Genomic DNA, 16,299 nt, shown 5'->3' with positions numbered 1-16,299 from the left:
CCCCTGTAAAGAAAGGTGCCCATCGTGGCTCTCGAAACGAACCGGCGGACCTTCCTGTCCTTCGCCGCCCTCAGCGTCCTCGGCGTCGTCACCGCGGGCTCGCTCGCCGGCTGCGGCACGAAGGGCTCGCTCAACGCCTCCGCCGCCTCGGCCTCGGTGCTGCCGAAGCACATCCCGCTGAAGGGCATCACGCCCGATCTCGCGGGCACCGCGGAGGGGGTCCCTGCGGCGTTCTTCAACTACCCGGCCACGCCGTTCCGATCCGTTCCCGCGCCCTTCCTCAAGGGGCAGAAGATCACGGCGATCACGAACATCTTCGGTCCGCCGCCCACTCCTGCGGCATCCAACCCCGCGTGGCAGGAGATCAACAAGCGCATCGGCGGCACGGTCGAGATCACGGCCGTCTCCAGCGACGACTACGACACCAAGCTCAACACGGTGATCGCCGGCGGCGACATGCCCGACCTGATGCTCAACGACGGCGCCGCCATCGCCGACATCATCGGCTTCCTGGAGTCGGCGTGCCAGGATCTGACGCCGTTCCTGGCGGGGGACAAGGCGAAGGACTACCCGAACCTCGCGAACATCCCCCAGGCGTTCTGGAAGCCGGCCGTGCAGAACGGCAAGCTCTACGGCATCCCGATCCCGCGCGGCATGACGGGCGGATCCGGGTTCATCAACCAGACGTTCTTCGAGGCCGCCGGCGTCACGGACACCTCGACGATCAAGAACGCCGACGACTACCTGGCGCTCGCCAAGCAGCTCACCGGAGCCAACCGCTGGGCGCTCGGCAGCACCAAGTTCGGCCTCATCCCGTTCGAGCACATCTTCCACGTGCCGTTCAACTGGAGGCTCAAGAACGGCACGCTCGTCAAGGACATCGAGACGCCCGAGTACCTCGAGATGGTGTCCTTCGTGCAGAAGCTCTACGCGGCGGGATGCTTCGCCCCCGGCAGCGAGGGCTGGACGAAGTCGCAGATGTCGAACGCGTTCATCTCCGGCCAGGTCGCGCAGATCTACGACGGGCTGCCGGCGTTCGGCAAGCCGGGCGGCTACCAGCAGACCGTGCCCGCGGCCAACCCCGCGAACAAGGTCGCGCCGTTCATCCCGTTCAGCGCCACGGGCGGCACGGCCACGGTATGGCTCGACAACATCGATTTCGCCTGGACGATGGTGAAGAAGGGCAGCGCCGATCACATCAAGCAGGTGCTGCAGGTCGCGAACTTCCTCGCGGCGCCGTTCGGCAGCGAGGAGTATCTCCTCATGAACTACGGCGCGGAGGGCACCGACTACACGCGCGACGGCAAGGGCAACCCGATCCCCACGTCCGCCGCGCCCCTGAACACCGCCGTGCCGTGGAAGTACCTGGCTGCAGGCCCGAACACGCTGTACTCGCCGCAGTTCCCCGACGCCATCAGGGTGCTCCACGACGCATACTCGAAGCTGGTGCCGATCGGCGTGGCGGATCCGACCGTCGGCCTGTTCAGCCCGACCAACGCGAAGCAGGGGCTGACGATCGCCAAGCCGGTCTCTGACGCCGTGACCAATTTCATCGCCGGGCGCGGCTCGCTCGGCGACGTGAAGAGCGCGATCTCGACCTGGAAGAGCGCGGGCGGCGATACCATCCGCGCCGAGTTCCAGAAGGCGCTGAGCGGGGCGACGGCGAGTCCGTCCCCGAGCGCCTGAGACGCAGCGGATCCGTGAACGCGGGAGAGGGCGACGGGGGAGAGGGAACCGTGCAGGAGGACGTCACGACGACGATCGCGATGGAGCCGGTCCTCTCCCCGTTCACGGGCTGGGGCAGGGCGCGGTGGGAGGCGGTGGCGGACGACTGGCTGGGCCAGGTGCGTCGTCACGCGAGTCCAGAGGGCGCTCTGCCCCGACTGCCGGGACGCATCACCGGCGACGGGGTGCGACGGGAGGGGATGGAGGCCGTGGGCCGGTCGTTCCTGCTCGCCGCGCCACGCATCGCGGGTGCCGCCGACCCGGGGGAGCCGGCCGTTCAGGAGCACCTCGCGTACTACTCGCGGGCGCTCCTGGCCGGCACCAGGCAGGGCGGCGCCGAGGAGTGGCCCCGGGGCGTCAGCTGCCGGCTGCCGCTGACCGGGATCACGAACTCGATCGTCGAGGCGGCGAACGTCGCGTTCTCCCTGTATGTCAGCAGGGACCGGCTGTGGTCCGGGCTGACCCGGCCCGAGCAGCTCCAGATCGCCGGATGGCTGCGCCATCACGCGCGCTGCGAGGTGTGGCAGAACAACTGGCAGCTGTTCCCCGCCATGGCCGAGGGCTTCCTGCGCTCGATGGACGAGGACGTGCGCGGTCTGCACGCGCAGCGCAACGTGGCGCGCGTGGAGAGCTGGTACCTCGGCGACGGCTGGTACACCGACGGGCCCGAGCACGCGATCGACTACTACAACGCCTGGGCGATCCACCCCTACCTGTGGGCGTGGTACCGCATGACCGACGCCGTGCACACACCGGAGGGTCAGCGCCACCTCGAGCGCCTGCACGACTTCACCGCCTCGCAGGCGCACATGGTCGCCGCCGACGGATCGCTCCTTCACCAGGGGCGCTCCCTGACCTATCGCACCGCCGCGCTCGCCGCCTTCTGGTGCGCGGACGCGTCCGGCGCCAGCGCGCTCACCCCCGGCCAGACCCGCAGGCTCGCCTCGGGCGTGCTCTCGCGCTTCACCGCACAAGGGGTGGGTGTCGGGGCGCCCCTGACGCTCGGCTGGTACGAGGCGTTCGAGCCGATGTGCCAGGACTACAGCGGCTTCGGATCCCCGTACCTCGCGGGCATCGGGTTCCTCGGACTCGCTCAGCCGGCGACCGCTCCCGTCTGGACGGCGGAAGAGGAGGCGCTGCCGGCCGATCGCGGATCCTTCACGCTGCCCCTCGAGCCGGTCGGCTGGGTGCTGCGCGGTGCGGAGGACGGCGTGGTGCGGATGGCGAACCACGGTTCGGACCACGCCACTCTTCCCGTCGGCGAGGACGAGGACCGCGACGACCCCCACTACGCGAAGTTCGCCTACTCCACGCACACCGCGCCCGGCACCGGCCCCGCATGGATCGACGCGATCGACTCGCACTTCGCCCTGCTCGACGACGAAGGCGCGGGCAGCCGGCGCAGCACCCTGCGCGCCACGCGCGTCGAGGGCGAGCTCGCCGGGTCCGTGCACGTCCCCCAGCTGCACCGCCGGGCCCTTCCCGGGACGGCGGTGACGACGGTGACGGCGGGCGACGGCACCGCAGAGGTGCGCGCGCACCTGGTGCAGACCGATCGGCCGTGGCCCATGCGCGAGGGCGGCTGGGCGGTCGCCGACGACGCCGAGCTCGAGACGGGCGTGTTCGACGACGGCGCGTGGGTGCGCGGACGCGACGGCCTGGTCGCCGCCGTCGTCGGGCTGCACGGCTGGGATCCGGCCCGCGCGGGTGTGCACCGGTACCGCGACGCGAACGCGATGGGCGCCCATTCGGCGACCCCCGCGCTGGAAGGGCGCACCGGCACGGGGCGCACCGTGGCGGTCGCCCTGCACGTGCTCGACGGCGGTGGGGCCGTGGATCCGCAGCAGTGGCGCGGCCGCGTCCGCGTGCACGTCGACGGCACCTCCGTGCGGGTCGACTGGGCGTCGGGCCGGAGCGCGGAGTTCGACCTCGCGACCTTCGTGCCGTGGGACGGTCATCCCGGGCTCACCGGTCCGAGAGGGGAGGCGCTGTGATCCCGCTGCGCTACGGCGCGGACGGCACCGGGCGCCGCGAGGATCCGACCATGCGCGCGTTCCGTGCCGACCGGTTCGGACAGTTCGTGCACTGGGGCCTGTACGCGCTCCCCGCGGGGACGTGGAAGGGGCGCACGATCGAGTTCGCGGCGGAGTTCCTCATGCAGTCCGCCGGCGTGAGTCGCGAGGAGTGGAGCGCCCTCACGGCCGACTTCACCCTCGACGGCTTCGATCCCGCCGCATGGGCGCGCACGGCGAAGCGCATGGGGGCGCGCTACGTGACCGTCACGACCAAGCACCACGACGGCTTCTGCCTGTGGCCGAGCGCGTACACCGACTTCTCCGTCGCCGCCACGCCCTCGGGCCGGGACGTGCTCGGCGAGATCCTCGAGGCCTATCGCGCCGAGGGCCTCGCGACCCATCTGTACTACTCGGTGCTGGACTGGCATCATCCCGACTGGCGCGCCACGGTCGACTCCGATGCCGACCGCGAGGCCTTCGAGCGCTATCTCCGCTTCGCGACGGACCAGCTGCTCGAGCTCGCGGAGAGGTACCCGCAGGTGCGCGGCTTCTGGTTCGACGGCACGTGGGACGCCTCCGTCAAGGCCAACGGCCGCTGGACGCATGAGATCGAGCAACTGCTCAAGGAGCGGATCCCCGGGGCGATCGTGAACAGCCGCCTGCGCGCCGACGACCACGGCGCGCGGCATTTCGACTCGAACGGCGCCCTCATGGGCGACTACGAGAGCGGCTACGAGCGGCGTCTCCCCGCCCCCTGGGACCTGTCAGTGACCGCGCACGACTGGGAGGCCTGCGCCACGCTCACGCAGGCGAGCTGGGGCTTCCACGACTCGGCCTGGGCCGAACGCGGGCGCAAGACGCCGGCGCAGATCGTGGAGCAGCTCGCGCAGACCGTGAGTCTCGGGGGGAACCTGCTGCTGAACTTCGGGCCGCGCGGCGACGGCTCCCTCGCCCCGGTCGAGGTCGCCCTGGCCGAGGAGGTCGGCGCGTGGATGGCCGTGAACGGGCCGGCCGTGCACGGCAGCGGTCCCGCGGCCGGGTGGGACTACCCCGGCTGGGGCTTCTACACGGCGCCGCTCGAGCACACGGCGCCTCAGGTACCGGAGACGCCCGACGAGGATCCGACGGGCATCGTGCATGCGATCGTCGTCCGGATCCCGGTGTCCGGGCTCCTCACCATCGCGCTGCCCGCCGGTGTCGCGCTGCGCGCCGTCCGCGCGCTGGCCGACGGCACCGAGCTGCCCTTCACCCCGCTGGACGCGCACACCGTGCAGCTGGCGGCACCCGCCCCGACGGGCATGCCGGCCGTCCTCGTGCTCGAGACCGGCCCTGCCGGCCCGGCGGACGGCCTGAGCGAGCCCAACCCGGACGTCGCGCTCGTGTGATCGCATGAGCGGGCGCCTTCCCGTTCCGCGCTTGCGACGTGGGGAACGGGAAGGACACACCCCCACCCTCCGCTTCGAAGAGGAAAAGGAAAGGGCATCACCATGAAACCGCACCGCACCGCACATCGCAAAGCCCGCTGGCGGCGGATGACCCCGGCTCTCGCCGCGGGCGCCGTCCTCGCCCTCGCCCTGCCCGCCACCGCGCAGGCCGACACGACCCCGACGCCGCCGCAGTACGCGGCGGCGGGCAGCACGACCATGAAGGGCGGCCTGACGAGTGACATCGCAGGCTCCGCCTACCTCGGCAAGGACGGCCGGTTCCACTGGACCAATGCCCTCACGGCCTACAGCACCAACCCCGGGAGCGCATGGGCGCGCACCTTCACGAACACCGACATGGGCGCCGTGTCGGACGGCATGGGCACGACGACCCAGCGGGTGCAGGCACCGGCCTACTACGCCGACGCCGGCACCATCTGCTACCAGCTCGACAAGGATCCGACCTTCCCCATCCCCTCGCCGCAGCAGGACGACCACTGCGACGTCATCGGCGTCTGGGTGGATCCGCAGGGCACCTGGCACGCGCTGCTCAATGACGAGTACCAGTTCGATCCCTGGCAGACCAAGGGGGCGAACGCCTCGATCGCGGACAAGGTCTCCACCGGCCATCACAACAACCGGATCCTGCTCGCCACGTCGAAGGACGAGGGCGGCTCCTGGCAGTACGCGGGGCCGGCGCTCACGTCGGCGTGGGACGACGACCAGGTCATCGACTCCGCGGCCTCGCCGGGCCAGTCCTACCCGTTCGGGAACTCCGGCTGCCGACTGTTCATCGACTACTCCACCGGCTACTTCTACATCACGTACAACGTGAAGATCTACAAGAAGCCGGCGTCCTCGACCCTGGCCAGCTGGACCGAGATGGCGCGCGCGCCGATCAGCGGCGGTATGGCCAGCGGCACCTGGCAGAAGTGGTACGACGGCGCGTGGTCGCAGCCGGGGGTCGGCGGCATCGACGGCAACGTGAACTCCATCGGCGGGCTGAACGTCTCGTACGACCCCGCGACCGATCTCATCGCCTGGCACGGCTCCGGCGACCACGCCGACGCCTCGTACCAGGCGGCCAAGGTCGGCGCCGACCACCTGATCGCCTTCGCGGACGCCTCCGGGGCGACGTACACGGCGAACACGCTGGCGCACACGATCGTGGACGATGCGACCGGGCAGTCCGCTCCGGACCGCACGGTCTCGTACCGTGATCCCGTGACCGGGCAGGACATGACGCTCAAGGCCGTCGACGACAAGTACGAGAACGGCGTCAAGGTCGTGACGGGCGGCATCTACGTCACCCAGACGGATCCGTCCTCCGGTGCCGCGCAGACCGTCGACCTCATCACGAACAGCGCGTACTACAAGGATCCGGTCTCGAAGCATCTGTACCTGCCGTCGGCGAACAACGAGTCGGCCATCTCGTACAACGCGTTCTCGGGCCTGTACCGCATCGTCGGCTACGACGGAAACGTCTACGAGACCGCGGACCTCGGCGACCCGAACTCCTGGAAGGTCGTCGGCCTCATGCCCGCCGGGTCCAACGGCGGCTACCTCACCTCGCTCGACAACGGCAGCCTGACGAACCAGAACGTCACAGGGCGCTCCTTCCTGACGATCTCGGATCTGAACGGCAAGGTCGTCGACATCGCGCAGACGGCAGGGACCGGATCTGCGGCGGTGAGCACGGAGTACACGCCGCGCGACACGGCGGGGCAGGCGGTGAACGCCGACTCGGCGTATGTGCTGCGCGTCGGCGGCAAGGCCGTGACCGCGAACCGGGGCCCCGGGCTGGACGGCGGGAACGGCGCGGCGACGGGGGTGACCACCTGGCGACTCCAGCCGGTGAAGGACGTCCGCGGCGACGGCGAGAACAGCGGGTTCTACCGTCTCGTCGACGGTTCGACCGGCCGCACCCTGCAGGTTCCGGGAGCAACGCCGGCCGAGAAGCGCGCGGTGGACGCCGTGGTCGGCGTGGGCGCTCAGGAGGCCGACGGCACGCCGCTGACCTCGGCGAGCCTCGGAACACCGGGCGGCAGCGATCAGTGGTACCTGCAGCGGGTGGCGACCCAGGGCACCTCCCTCGACGGCGCCACGACCTACCGCCTGGTCAACCGCAACAGCGGGCTCGCCCTGCAGTACGTGAACGATCGCATGCGGCTGGAGCAGCAGACTCCCGGCGACGCCGCGCAGTACGTGACGCTGACCGTGCGATAGACCGTCGCGACGGGGCCGGAGCGGCGCTCCCGGTCCGGCCCCGTCGCGCAGATCCGAAAGGAAAGAGATGACAGAAGACGACCAGATCCCCACCGCCGAGGTGTTCCGCGCGGCGGTGGTGGGCGTCGGCGCCCGTGCCGGCGTGGCACGGCACGTCGAGTCGGTGGGAGGCAGGGTGGTCGCGGCCGTGGACCCGGCGCCGCAGTCCCGCGCCCGTGCGGCGCAGCTGTTCGGCGACGTGCCGGTGTTCGCCTCCGTCGCCGAGCTGCTCGCGTCGGAGGTGACGCTCGACGGCGCCTTCGTCACGACCCCGGACTTCACGCACGCCGAGGTCGCGGTCGAGCTCCTCGAAGGCGGTGTCCCGGTCTACCTGGAGAAGCCCCTGGCCATCTCGATCGAGGACGCGGATCGGATCCTGGAGACCGCGTACCGCACGGGGTCCAAGCTCTACGTGGGGCACAACATGCGGCACATGCAGGTGGTGCGCATGATGAAGGACATCGTCGATCGCGGGGAGATCGGCGAGGTCAAGGCGATCTGGTGCCGTCACTTCGTCGGCCACGGCGGCGACTACTACTTCAAGGACTGGCACGCCGAGCGGGACAAGTCGACGAGCCTGCTGCTGCAGAAGGGCGCGCACGACATCGACGTGATGCATTGGCTCGCGGGCACGTCCTCGCGGACGGTCGTGGGCGTCGGCGACCTCGCGGTCTACGGCGCGGTCGAGTCGCGGCGCGACAACTCCGACCGCCGCATGGGCGACTGGTTCTCGATGGACAGCTGGCCGCCGCACGCGCAGCAGGATCTGAATCCCGTCATCGACGTCGAGGACATCTCGATGATCATGATGCGCACCGACTCCGGCGTGCTGCTGAGCTATCAGCAGTGCCACTTCACGCCGGACTACTGGCGCAACTACACGGTGATCGGCACCGAGGGGCGCATCGAGAACTTCGACGACGGCACCGGCGGCGAGATCCGCCTCTGGAACGCGCGCAGCGACTACCTCGAGAAGGGGCACGCGCGCTATCCGATCGAGGACGGCGGCGACGGCGGGCACGGGGGAGCGGATCCGCTCACCGTCGCCGAGTTCGTCGAGTTCGTGCGTCACGGCACCCCGACCGACACCAACCCGATCGCGGCGCGCGACGCGGTCGCCGCGGGGGTGGCCGGCGCGATCTCGATCCGCTCCGGATCCCGGCCGCAGGAGATCCCCGTCCTGTCCGACGAGATGCTCGAGTACTTCACCGCCCACCAGCCCGCACGGGGCTGAGACGCGCTGCCGGGAACGACGAAGGAGGGCCGTCCTGGCGGGCGGCCCTCCTTCGCGGGGGAGGCGTTACTTCGAGGTGCCCTGCGACACCGATCCCTGCAGCTGACGCTGGAACAGGATGTAGACCAGCAGCACAGGGACGATCGTGATGATCACCGCGGCGAACATCGCGCCGAAGTCCACCTGGTAGCCGGCGGACGACGCGAAGGCCGCCATGCCCTGGGACAGCACGTAGTTGTCCTGGTTCGTGTTCAACGAGATGGGCAGCAGGAACTGGTTCCACAGACCGAGGAAGTTCATGATGGCCACGGCCGCGAGCCCGGGCTTGGCCATCGGCAGCATCACCTGGAAGAACGTGCGCCACTCGCTTGCGCCGTCCACGTAGGCCGCCTCCTGGATCTCGTAGGGCAGGGACTTGAAGAACGAGAACAGGAAGAACACCGTGAACGGCAGCGCGAACGCGACGTACGTGATGATCAGCCCCGGCAGCGTGTTCAGCAGCCCCATGCCCTGCAGGACGAAGAACAGGGGAACGATCGCGAGGAACACGGGGAAGGTGAGTCCCGCGAGCATCAGGTAGTAGATCACCCGGCTTCCCGGCACGGAGAACCGCGCGAGCACGTAGGCGCACATGGCGCCGAGGAGCATCACGAGGATCAGGGCCGAGCCGACCACGATGACCGTGTTGAGGAACATCGGGCCGAAGTTGTTCTTGACCCAGGCGTTGACGTAGTTGTCGAAGTTCCAGTTGGCCGGCAGGCCGAACGGGGACTTGAAGATCTCCTTCGTCGTCTTGAACGAGCCGAGCAGGGTCCACAGCATCGGCAGGATCACGACGAGCGACCAGAGCGCCAGCACGACGTGCGAGACGCCGCCGACCACCTTGTCCGAGTTCGTGGACTTCGTCGCGCGGATCTGCTTGGCGGCCTTCGGGTCGACCGTCACGGCGGCGCGGGTGTCGAGACTCATGCGCGTCCTCCTTCGTCCTTGCCGCCGACGAGGCGGAACACGCCGATGACGAGGCCGGCGAACACCAGCGTCAGAATCGCGAGGACCACGCCCATGGCGCTGGCCAGGCCGAACTGGCCCTTCTCGAATGCGGTGCGGAACAGGTACTGGCTCATCACCAGGGTGCTGTTGTTCGGGCCGCCGGAGGCGTTGAGGCCGGCCATGTAGACGAAGGCGTCCAGGGCCATGATCCCCAGGTAGATGTAGGCGGTCTGCACGTTGTCGCGGATCTGCGGCAGCAGGATCGAGACCACCGTGCGATACCGTCCGGCGCCGTCGATGCGCGCCGCCTCCAGCGTCTCCGCCGGGATGCCCTTGATGGCTGCGATGAACAGCACCATGTAGAAGCCGACCATGCTCCACACGATCACGAAGATGGTGGCGCCCATGGCGGTGCTCTGATCGCCGAGCCACGCGAAGCTGTTCGTGTCGATCCCCAGGAACCCGAGCGCGCCGTTCAGAAGGCCGTTCGGGGCGTAGATCATGCTCCACAGGATCGCGATGACGATCGCGGGGATGACGTACGGGAAGAACGACACCACCCGGTAGAAGCTGGAGCCGGTGAGGCCGCGGACCTGACCGTGGCTCGGGCCGCCGACCGTGATCATGCTCGCGAAGACGAGCGCGATCACGATGGTGATGAGCGGCACCACGATGGCGAGCAGCGCGTTGTTGGTCATCGCCTGCAGGAAGGTCGAGTCCTGGAACAGCTTCACGAAGTTGTTCAGCCCGACGAAGCTCATGTTCGGCGAGAAGCCCGTCCAGTTGGTCATCGAGTAGTAGACGGCCTGGATGAACGGGGAGATGACGAACACGAGGAACAGTGCCACGGGCAGCACGAGGAACACCAGCAGGAACGACACGTAGTCGAAGGTCAGCCGGCGCCGCCCCAGGCGGGGGGCCTTGCGGCCCCCCGCCCGAGCAGCAGTGACCGCGGCTGTCTGCAGCCCCGGGCCCCCGCTGGGAGTTGAATAGCTCACTTGATCTCGATCTTCTTGATGGAGCTGTCGTTGCGGATCTTGTCGGTCAGGTCCTGCAGCGCCTTGGTGATCTCGGCGACCGTCATCTTGCCGTCCAGGAACGAGTTCCAGATCGGCAGCTGGTCGGAGTTCATGCCGTAGAGGCCGAACGCCTTGATCGTGAAGACGTTGTCGCCCGCCTTGTCGAGGAGCTCCTTCTGCGACACCAGGGCGCTCGAGCCGAAGCCGTCGTCGGGGACGATGCCCTTGACGATGGTCGGGGCCAGCTTGCTCTTGGCGAACGCGGTCGCGGACTCCTTGGACAGCATCGTGCGCAGCAGCTCCTTGCCGCCGGCGGGGTTCTTCGCCTTGGACGGGACGATGAACGGCTCGCCGGCCTCGGCGCGCAGGGTGCCCTTGGGGGTCTTCTGGTTGCCGTCGAGCGGGAGCTCGCCGATGCCCTTCATGGTGAAGCCGTCCGCGGTCTGCTTCTTCATCTCGTTCTCGATCCACGAGCCCGAGGGGTAGAGCAGAGCAGCCTGGTCCAGGCTCCACTGCGACTGCGCCTGCGTGAACTGCGTGCCCGCGCCGCCCGGCTTCATGTAGCCGGCCTGGATCAGCTCGTAGAAGATGTTCAGGATGTCCTGGATGATCGGGTTCGACCACGCATCCGCCTTGAGGTTCTCCAGCGGCAGGCGCACGTCGTCGCCGCCCTGGATGACCGCCGAGTCGACGACGAGCGTCTGGTAGTACGTCGCCGCCTCCTTGCCCCAGACGAAGAGGTACTTGCCCTTGGCCTTGGCGGCCTCGCCCAGCGCCTTCAGGTCCTGCCAGCTGGTGGGCACCGTGAAGCCGTTGTCCTTGAACAGCTTCTCGGAGTACCAGATGCCGTAGACCGTCATGACGTAGTTCAGGGCCACGAACTTGCCGTCGAAGGTGCCAGGATCCTTGACGCCGCCGTAGAGCGTGTCGCTGATCTTGGTGCCCTCGAGGTTGTTCGCGTCCAGGACGTCGTCGAGCGTCTCGAGCTGGTCCAGGATCGTGTTCCAGCCGATCTGGTTGGCGCCCGAGTTGTCGATGAGGTCCGGCGGGTTGCCGCCGACGAAGCGCGGCTGCAGCTCCTGGGCGATCTTCGTCGAGGACGAGACCTTGACGGTCACGCCGCCGAGCTTCTTGTTGCCCTCCATGACCTTCGCCGCGTTCTCGACGTAGTCCACGCCGTAACCGCCGTTGAAGATGACCGCGTCGACCTTCGAGTTGGCCGCGATGCCGAACGGGTTGTCGGCAGACTTCGTGCCGCCGGCGGCGCCGCCGCCGCCACCGCCGCCCGGAGCCGCGCACGACGCCAGGCTGACGCCGAGGGGCACCATGACGGCAGCGAGGGCCGCGCCGCGCAGCAGTGAGCGACGGCTGATGGAAGCGTCTCTGGTTTCCATGTGATTCTTGCCTTCCTAGTGGGTGGTGAGGGAGAGGGGAGGATGGGTCTGGGGGGCTCAGGCGCCGCGACGGAGCCGGTCGAGGTAGCGCGCCTCGAGCGCGGAGTTGTGCTCGTCGCCGCCGGGGATGTTCGCCGAGATGTACATCGGAGGCACCTCGCCGGCGTCCGCGAGGGTGCGGGCGACGCCCAGGGTGAGGAGCTGGGCGATGAACGCGGCGGTGATCGAGGAGATCGCGCCGGCGGAGATCGTGTCGGTGACCTGGAGGGTGGAGTCGCCGTACGGGGCGAGGTTGTCGATGACGACGTCGGCGATCTCGCTGAGCCGCTTGCCGCTCGGGTGCTTCGGCTCGACGCGCGCGGTGTGCTCGAGGCTCGTCACCGCGATCACCTTGTGGCCGTGCTCCTTGGCCCAGAGCGCCACGCCGACGATCGAGCCGTTGACGCCCGAGTTCGAAGCGATCACGAACACGTCGTTCTCGGTCACCGGGGAGACGGCCATGAGCTCATCGACGACCCACGGCTCGCGCTCGAGCGATCCGGTCAGCACATCGGCGGTGCGCTCGCCGTGCAGGACGATGTCGCGCAGGGCGATGCGGTTGGTGGGGATGAGCCCGCCCGCGCGGCCCGCGATCTCCATCGCGAACGCCTCGGAGTGCCCGGTGCCGAACGCCTGGATGACACCGCCGTCGCGGAGGGCCGCGACGAGCAGGGCGATCGCGGGGTCCAGCGCGCCGTTCTCGGCGTCGGCGGCGAGGCGCTCGAGGCGTGTCTCGGCTTCGCGCAGCAGATCCTGGGGGGAGGCGCTCATCGGGTGGACTCCTTCTTCTGGCGTTTGGTGCCGCGTTCGTCGGGGAACGACTGCCCGCGGCGGTGGGCGGACACGGCCATGGCGCTGGCCGCGAGTCGGGTGGCTGCCTGGCCGAGGGTGCGCTGCGCCACGAGCACGTAGAGCAGGTCGATGACGAGCAGCTGCGCGTGCTTGATGGACAGGTCGTCCGGGCGCTGCGCCGGGTTCTCGGAGGCGGTGATCAGGGCGACGTCGGCGCTGGAGGCGAGCCAGGAGTCGGCGTCGGTGGTGATCGCGACGGTGAGGGCGCCGGCCGCGCGGGCGTGCGACAGCATCTCGATGGTCTCCTCGGTGCGGCCGGTGTTCGAGATCCCGACGGCGACCGATGAGGCGTCCTGCAGCACGGCGCTGGTGAGACCGTCGTGCACGTCGGACCACGAGTGCGCGTTCACCCCGATGCGGTAGAGGCGCCCGCGGAACTCGTCGGCGATGACGCCGCTGCCGCCCACGCCGTAGATGTCGACGTGCCGGGCCTCGGCGATCGCCCGGGCCACGAGCTGGACGTCGTCGAGGTCGAGCAGGCCGGTGGTGATCTCCATGCTCCGCGTGTGCAGGCCGAGCAGCGTCAGCAGCACGCGGTCCGCGGGGTCGTCCTGGCCGATGTCCTCGGCGATGTCGGTGCGCCAGGTCGTGCCGGCGTCGCCGCGGCCCGACTCGGCGGCCACGCCGACGCGGAACTGCGTGTAGCCCTCGAAGCCGATCGCGCGGCAGAACCGGGTGACGGTCGCGGCCGAGGTGCCGGCCTGATCGGCGAGCTCGGTGATCGTGAGCTCGACCGGGGCCGTGGGGTGGGCGGAGATCACGTCGGCGATCTTGGCCATGGCCTTGGGCATCGCGGGACGCCGCAGCGAGATCCGCTGCGCGATCGACAACTCGTTGCCGACGTCCTGCATGAGTGGCACCATAGCCTCCGGTGAAAACGCGTCGTGCTACGACGGGGTTCGGGTGAAAAACATTCTCATCGGCTCCCGGCGGAAAAATCAAGTAGGGCAGATAACAAATTGGGGTTCAACATGCTCGTGATGGGTGTCGACGCGGGTGGGACGTCCACCAGGGCGGTGCTCGCGACCGCAGAGGGCGAGTGCATCGGATACGGTCGCGGTGGCAGTGGAAACCCCACCTCATCGGGGATTCCTACCGCGCTCGCCGGCGTCCGCGGCGCGATCTCCGGGGCCCTTGACGGCACCGGCGCCACCCTCGCCGACGTGGCGGGGATCGTCATCGCGATGGCCGGTCACGATGCGCGCGGCGGCGCGTCGGACTGGATCCTGGATCCGCTCGCTCAGGACGGCTTCGCCGGCACGCTGACGTTCGAGTCCGATCTGCTCGCGATGTATTCGAGCGGCGCGGTCGCCCCGGTGGGGTACGGCGTGGTGTGCGGGACCGGGGCGAGCGCGGTGCGCGTGGAGGGCGGACGCATCGTCGCCACCGCGGACGGTCTGGGCTGGCTGCTCGGCGACCGCGGCAGCGGCTTCTGGATCGGGCGCGGTGCGGCCGCGGCCGCGGTGGACGAGCTCGAGGGGATCGGGCCGTCCACGGTCCTGACGTCCCTGGTGCTGCGGGCGACCGGGGCCGTGGGGGAGGGGCGGAGCGCCGAGGGGCGCCCCGCAGCCCTCGAGCAGCTGGTCCGGGCGCTCTACACCCGGCGACCGGTGCAGCTTGCCGAGTTCGCGCCGCTCGTGTTCGATGCGGCGGACGCGCAGGATCCCGTCGCGGTCCGGATCCTGACCGATGCCGGCGAGCAGCTCGTCCGCACGCTCGAGCTGGTCAGCGCGCGGCCGGGGCCCGTCGTCGCGGGCGGCAGCATCGTGTCCCGGGACGGCGTCCCGCAGCGGCTGCTGCGCGATCATCTCGCGAACGCGTTCGGCGACCAGCCGTTCGTGCTGGTGGACAGCGGCGCCGCCGGGGCGACCATGCTCGCCCTGCGGCACGCCGGCGTCGCCGTGGACGAGGGAACGCTCGCGCGCGTGCGCACCGGGATCCCGGTCTGACGCGACGGTCCGCCGGGCGGCACGCCGTAGAATCGGAACCCTATGAATCCCGAAGCCCTCGCCGCAGCGATCCTGTCCGTCCTCGTCCCGATCGCGGACGAGCGACGACCCGGGGAGCCGCTCGCGCTCGACGCCGCCGACATCGTGCTGGAGCGTCCGCGCAACCGCGACCACGGCGACTGGGCGACCAACGTCGCCATGCGCCTCGCCAAGCAGCTCGGCACGAATCCGCGGGAGCTCGCGCAGCAGATCGCCGACGGGCTCGCGACGGTGGACCGGATCGCCTCGGCCGAGGTCGCGGGACCCGGCTTCCTCAACGTGCGCCTCGAGGCCGGCGCTGCCGGCGCGCTCGCGAAGGTGATCGTCGATGCGGGCGAGGCCTACGGGCGGAACGACTCGCAGGCCGGGCGCTCGATCAACGTCGAGTTCGTGTCGGCCAACCCGACCGGGCCGCTGCACATCGGGCACACCCGCTGGGCGGCTCTCGGAGACGCGATCGCGCGCCTGCTCGACGCGAGCGGTGCGACCGTCGCCCGCGAGTTCTACATCAACGACGCCGGCGCGCAGATGGAGCGCTTCGCGGGTTCCATCGTCGCGGCCGCGAAGGGCGAGCCGACCCCGGAGGGCGGCTATGCGGGGAGCTACATCGCCGACATCGCGCAGCGCGTGCTCGCAGACCGGCCCGATTTCCTGACCCTCGACGATGCCGAACAGCTGCTCGTCGCGCGCGAGCTCGGCTACCGGTACCAGCTCGCCGAGCAGAAGGAGTCGCTCGCGAAGTTCAACGTCGTCTTCGACGTGTGGTTCTCGGAGCGGATCCTGCACGCGAAGGGGGAGGACGGCGGTCCGAGCCTCGTCGACCAGGCGGTCGACCGCCTGCGCGCCCAGGGCCACGTCTTCGACCAGGACGACGCGGTGTGGGTGCGCACCACCGATTTCGGGGACGACAAGGACCGCGTGATCCGCCGCTCGAACGGCGAGTACACCTACTTCGCTGCGGACGCGGCCTACTACCTGAACAAGGGCGACCGGGGCTTCGAGCACAAGATCTACCTGCTCGGCGCCGACCACCACGGCTACGTGCACCGTCTGAAGGCGCTCGCGGGCGCGGCCGGCGACGATCCCGAGAAGGATGTCGAGGTGCTCATCGGGCAGCTCGTGTCGGTGGGTGGGGCGCGCCTCAGCAAGCGCGCGGGCAACATCATCGAGATGGACGACCTGCGCGAGTGGCTCGGCACCGATGCGCTCCGGTACTCGCTGGAGCGCTCTCCCGCCGACTCGCCGCTGTCGCTGGATCCGGAGCTGCTGCAGAAGCGCACGAACGACAATCCGGTGTTCTACGTGCAGTACGCGCACGCGCGCACCCACAACGTGGCACGCAACGCCGCCGACT

General features: G+C 69.6%; 12 protein-coding genes. 7 read left to right on the top strand and 5 right to left on the bottom strand.

Annotated features, from left to right (window positions below; genetic code table 11):
• Positions 1-24 precede the first annotated feature (24 nt).
• The 5 genes from RL72_RS01775 to RL72_RS01750 all read left to right on the top strand — a co-directional run bounded on the left by RL72_RS01775 (position 25) and on the right by RL72_RS01750 (position 8,663).
• Positions 25-1,686, top strand: a complete 1,662-nt coding sequence (locus tag RL72_RS01775) for an extracellular solute-binding protein (protein ID WP_169748193.1) — start codon at positions 25-27, stop codon at positions 1,684-1,686.
• Positions 1,687-1,700: 14 nt separating this feature from the next.
• Complete coding sequence (locus tag RL72_RS01770; protein ID WP_248700334.1) at positions 1,701-3,719, top strand: DUF2264 domain-containing protein; 2,019 nt, start codon at positions 1,701-1,703, stop codon at positions 3,717-3,719.
• Positions 3,716-5,125, top strand: a complete 1,410-nt coding sequence (locus tag RL72_RS01765; protein ID WP_248700333.1) for an alpha-L-fucosidase — start codon at positions 3,716-3,718, stop codon at positions 5,123-5,125. Before RL72_RS01770 ends, RL72_RS01765 begins: the two co-directional genes overlap by 4 nt.
• Before the next feature lie 102 nt (positions 5,126-5,227).
• The gene (locus RL72_RS01755) at positions 5,228-7,390 is read left to right on the top strand and encodes a hypothetical protein (RefSeq protein WP_052674117.1); all 2,163 of its coding nucleotides are present in this window, start codon (positions 5,228-5,230) and stop codon (positions 7,388-7,390) included.
• 67 nt (positions 7,391-7,457) lie between these two features.
• A complete protein-coding gene (locus tag RL72_RS01750) occupies positions 7,458-8,663 on the top strand; it encodes a Gfo/Idh/MocA family protein (RefSeq protein WP_045249084.1) in 1,206 nt (401 codons plus the stop codon).
• Positions 8,664-8,729: 66 nt separating this feature from the next.
• Here the strand turns inward: RL72_RS01750 and RL72_RS01745 are convergent, their stop codons facing one another.
• The 5 genes from RL72_RS01745 to RL72_RS01725 are packed head-to-tail and all read right to left on the bottom strand — an operon-like array spanning position 8,730 to position 13,808.
• On the bottom strand, positions 8,730-9,632 hold the full coding sequence (locus RL72_RS01745) for a carbohydrate ABC transporter permease (protein ID WP_045249083.1): 903 nt from the start codon (positions 9,630-9,632) through the stop codon (positions 8,730-8,732).
• A complete protein-coding gene (locus tag RL72_RS01740; protein ID WP_052674116.1) occupies positions 9,629-10,651 on the bottom strand; it encodes a carbohydrate ABC transporter permease in 1,023 nt (340 codons plus the stop codon). Before RL72_RS01740 ends, RL72_RS01745 begins: the two co-directional genes overlap by 4 nt.
• Positions 10,648-12,066, bottom strand: coding sequence for an N-acetylglucosamine/diacetylchitobiose ABC transporter substrate-binding protein (gene ngcE, locus RL72_RS01735; protein WP_045249082.1), 1,419 nt, complete (start codon positions 12,064-12,066; stop codon positions 10,648-10,650). The genes RL72_RS01740 and ngcE overlap by 4 nt, the downstream gene beginning before the upstream one ends.
• Positions 12,067-12,123: 57 nt before the next feature.
• Complete coding sequence (locus RL72_RS01730; RefSeq protein ID WP_045249081.1) at positions 12,124-12,876, bottom strand: sugar isomerase domain-containing protein; 753 nt, start codon at positions 12,874-12,876, stop codon at positions 12,124-12,126.
• The gene (locus RL72_RS01725) at positions 12,873-13,808 is read right to left on the bottom strand and encodes a MurR/RpiR family transcriptional regulator (protein WP_169748192.1); all 936 of its coding nucleotides are present in this window, start codon (positions 13,806-13,808) and stop codon (positions 12,873-12,875) included. The genes RL72_RS01730 and RL72_RS01725 overlap by 4 nt, the downstream gene beginning before the upstream one ends.
• 120 nt (positions 13,809-13,928) lie before the next feature.
• Here RL72_RS01725 and RL72_RS01720 point away from each other — a divergent pair, with 120 nt between their 5' ends.
• Positions 13,929-14,906 carry an N-acetylglucosamine kinase gene (locus RL72_RS01720; protein WP_052674115.1) on the top strand — a complete coding sequence of 326 codons (978 nt, stop codon included), beginning with the start codon at positions 13,929-13,931 and terminating at the stop codon, positions 14,904-14,906.
• A 42-nt stretch (positions 14,907-14,948) separates the two neighbouring features.
• On the top strand, positions 14,949-16,299 hold a 1,351-nt coding region (gene argS, locus RL72_RS01715), incomplete at its 3' end, for an arginine--tRNA ligase (protein ID WP_045249079.1).

Origin of the sequence: Microbacterium azadirachtae, assembly GCF_000956545.1 — a bacterium.
GTDB lineage: Bacteria > Actinomycetota > Actinomycetes > Actinomycetales > Microbacteriaceae > Microbacterium > Microbacterium azadirachtae.
This window is presented reverse-complemented; position numbering and strand designations above follow the sequence as displayed.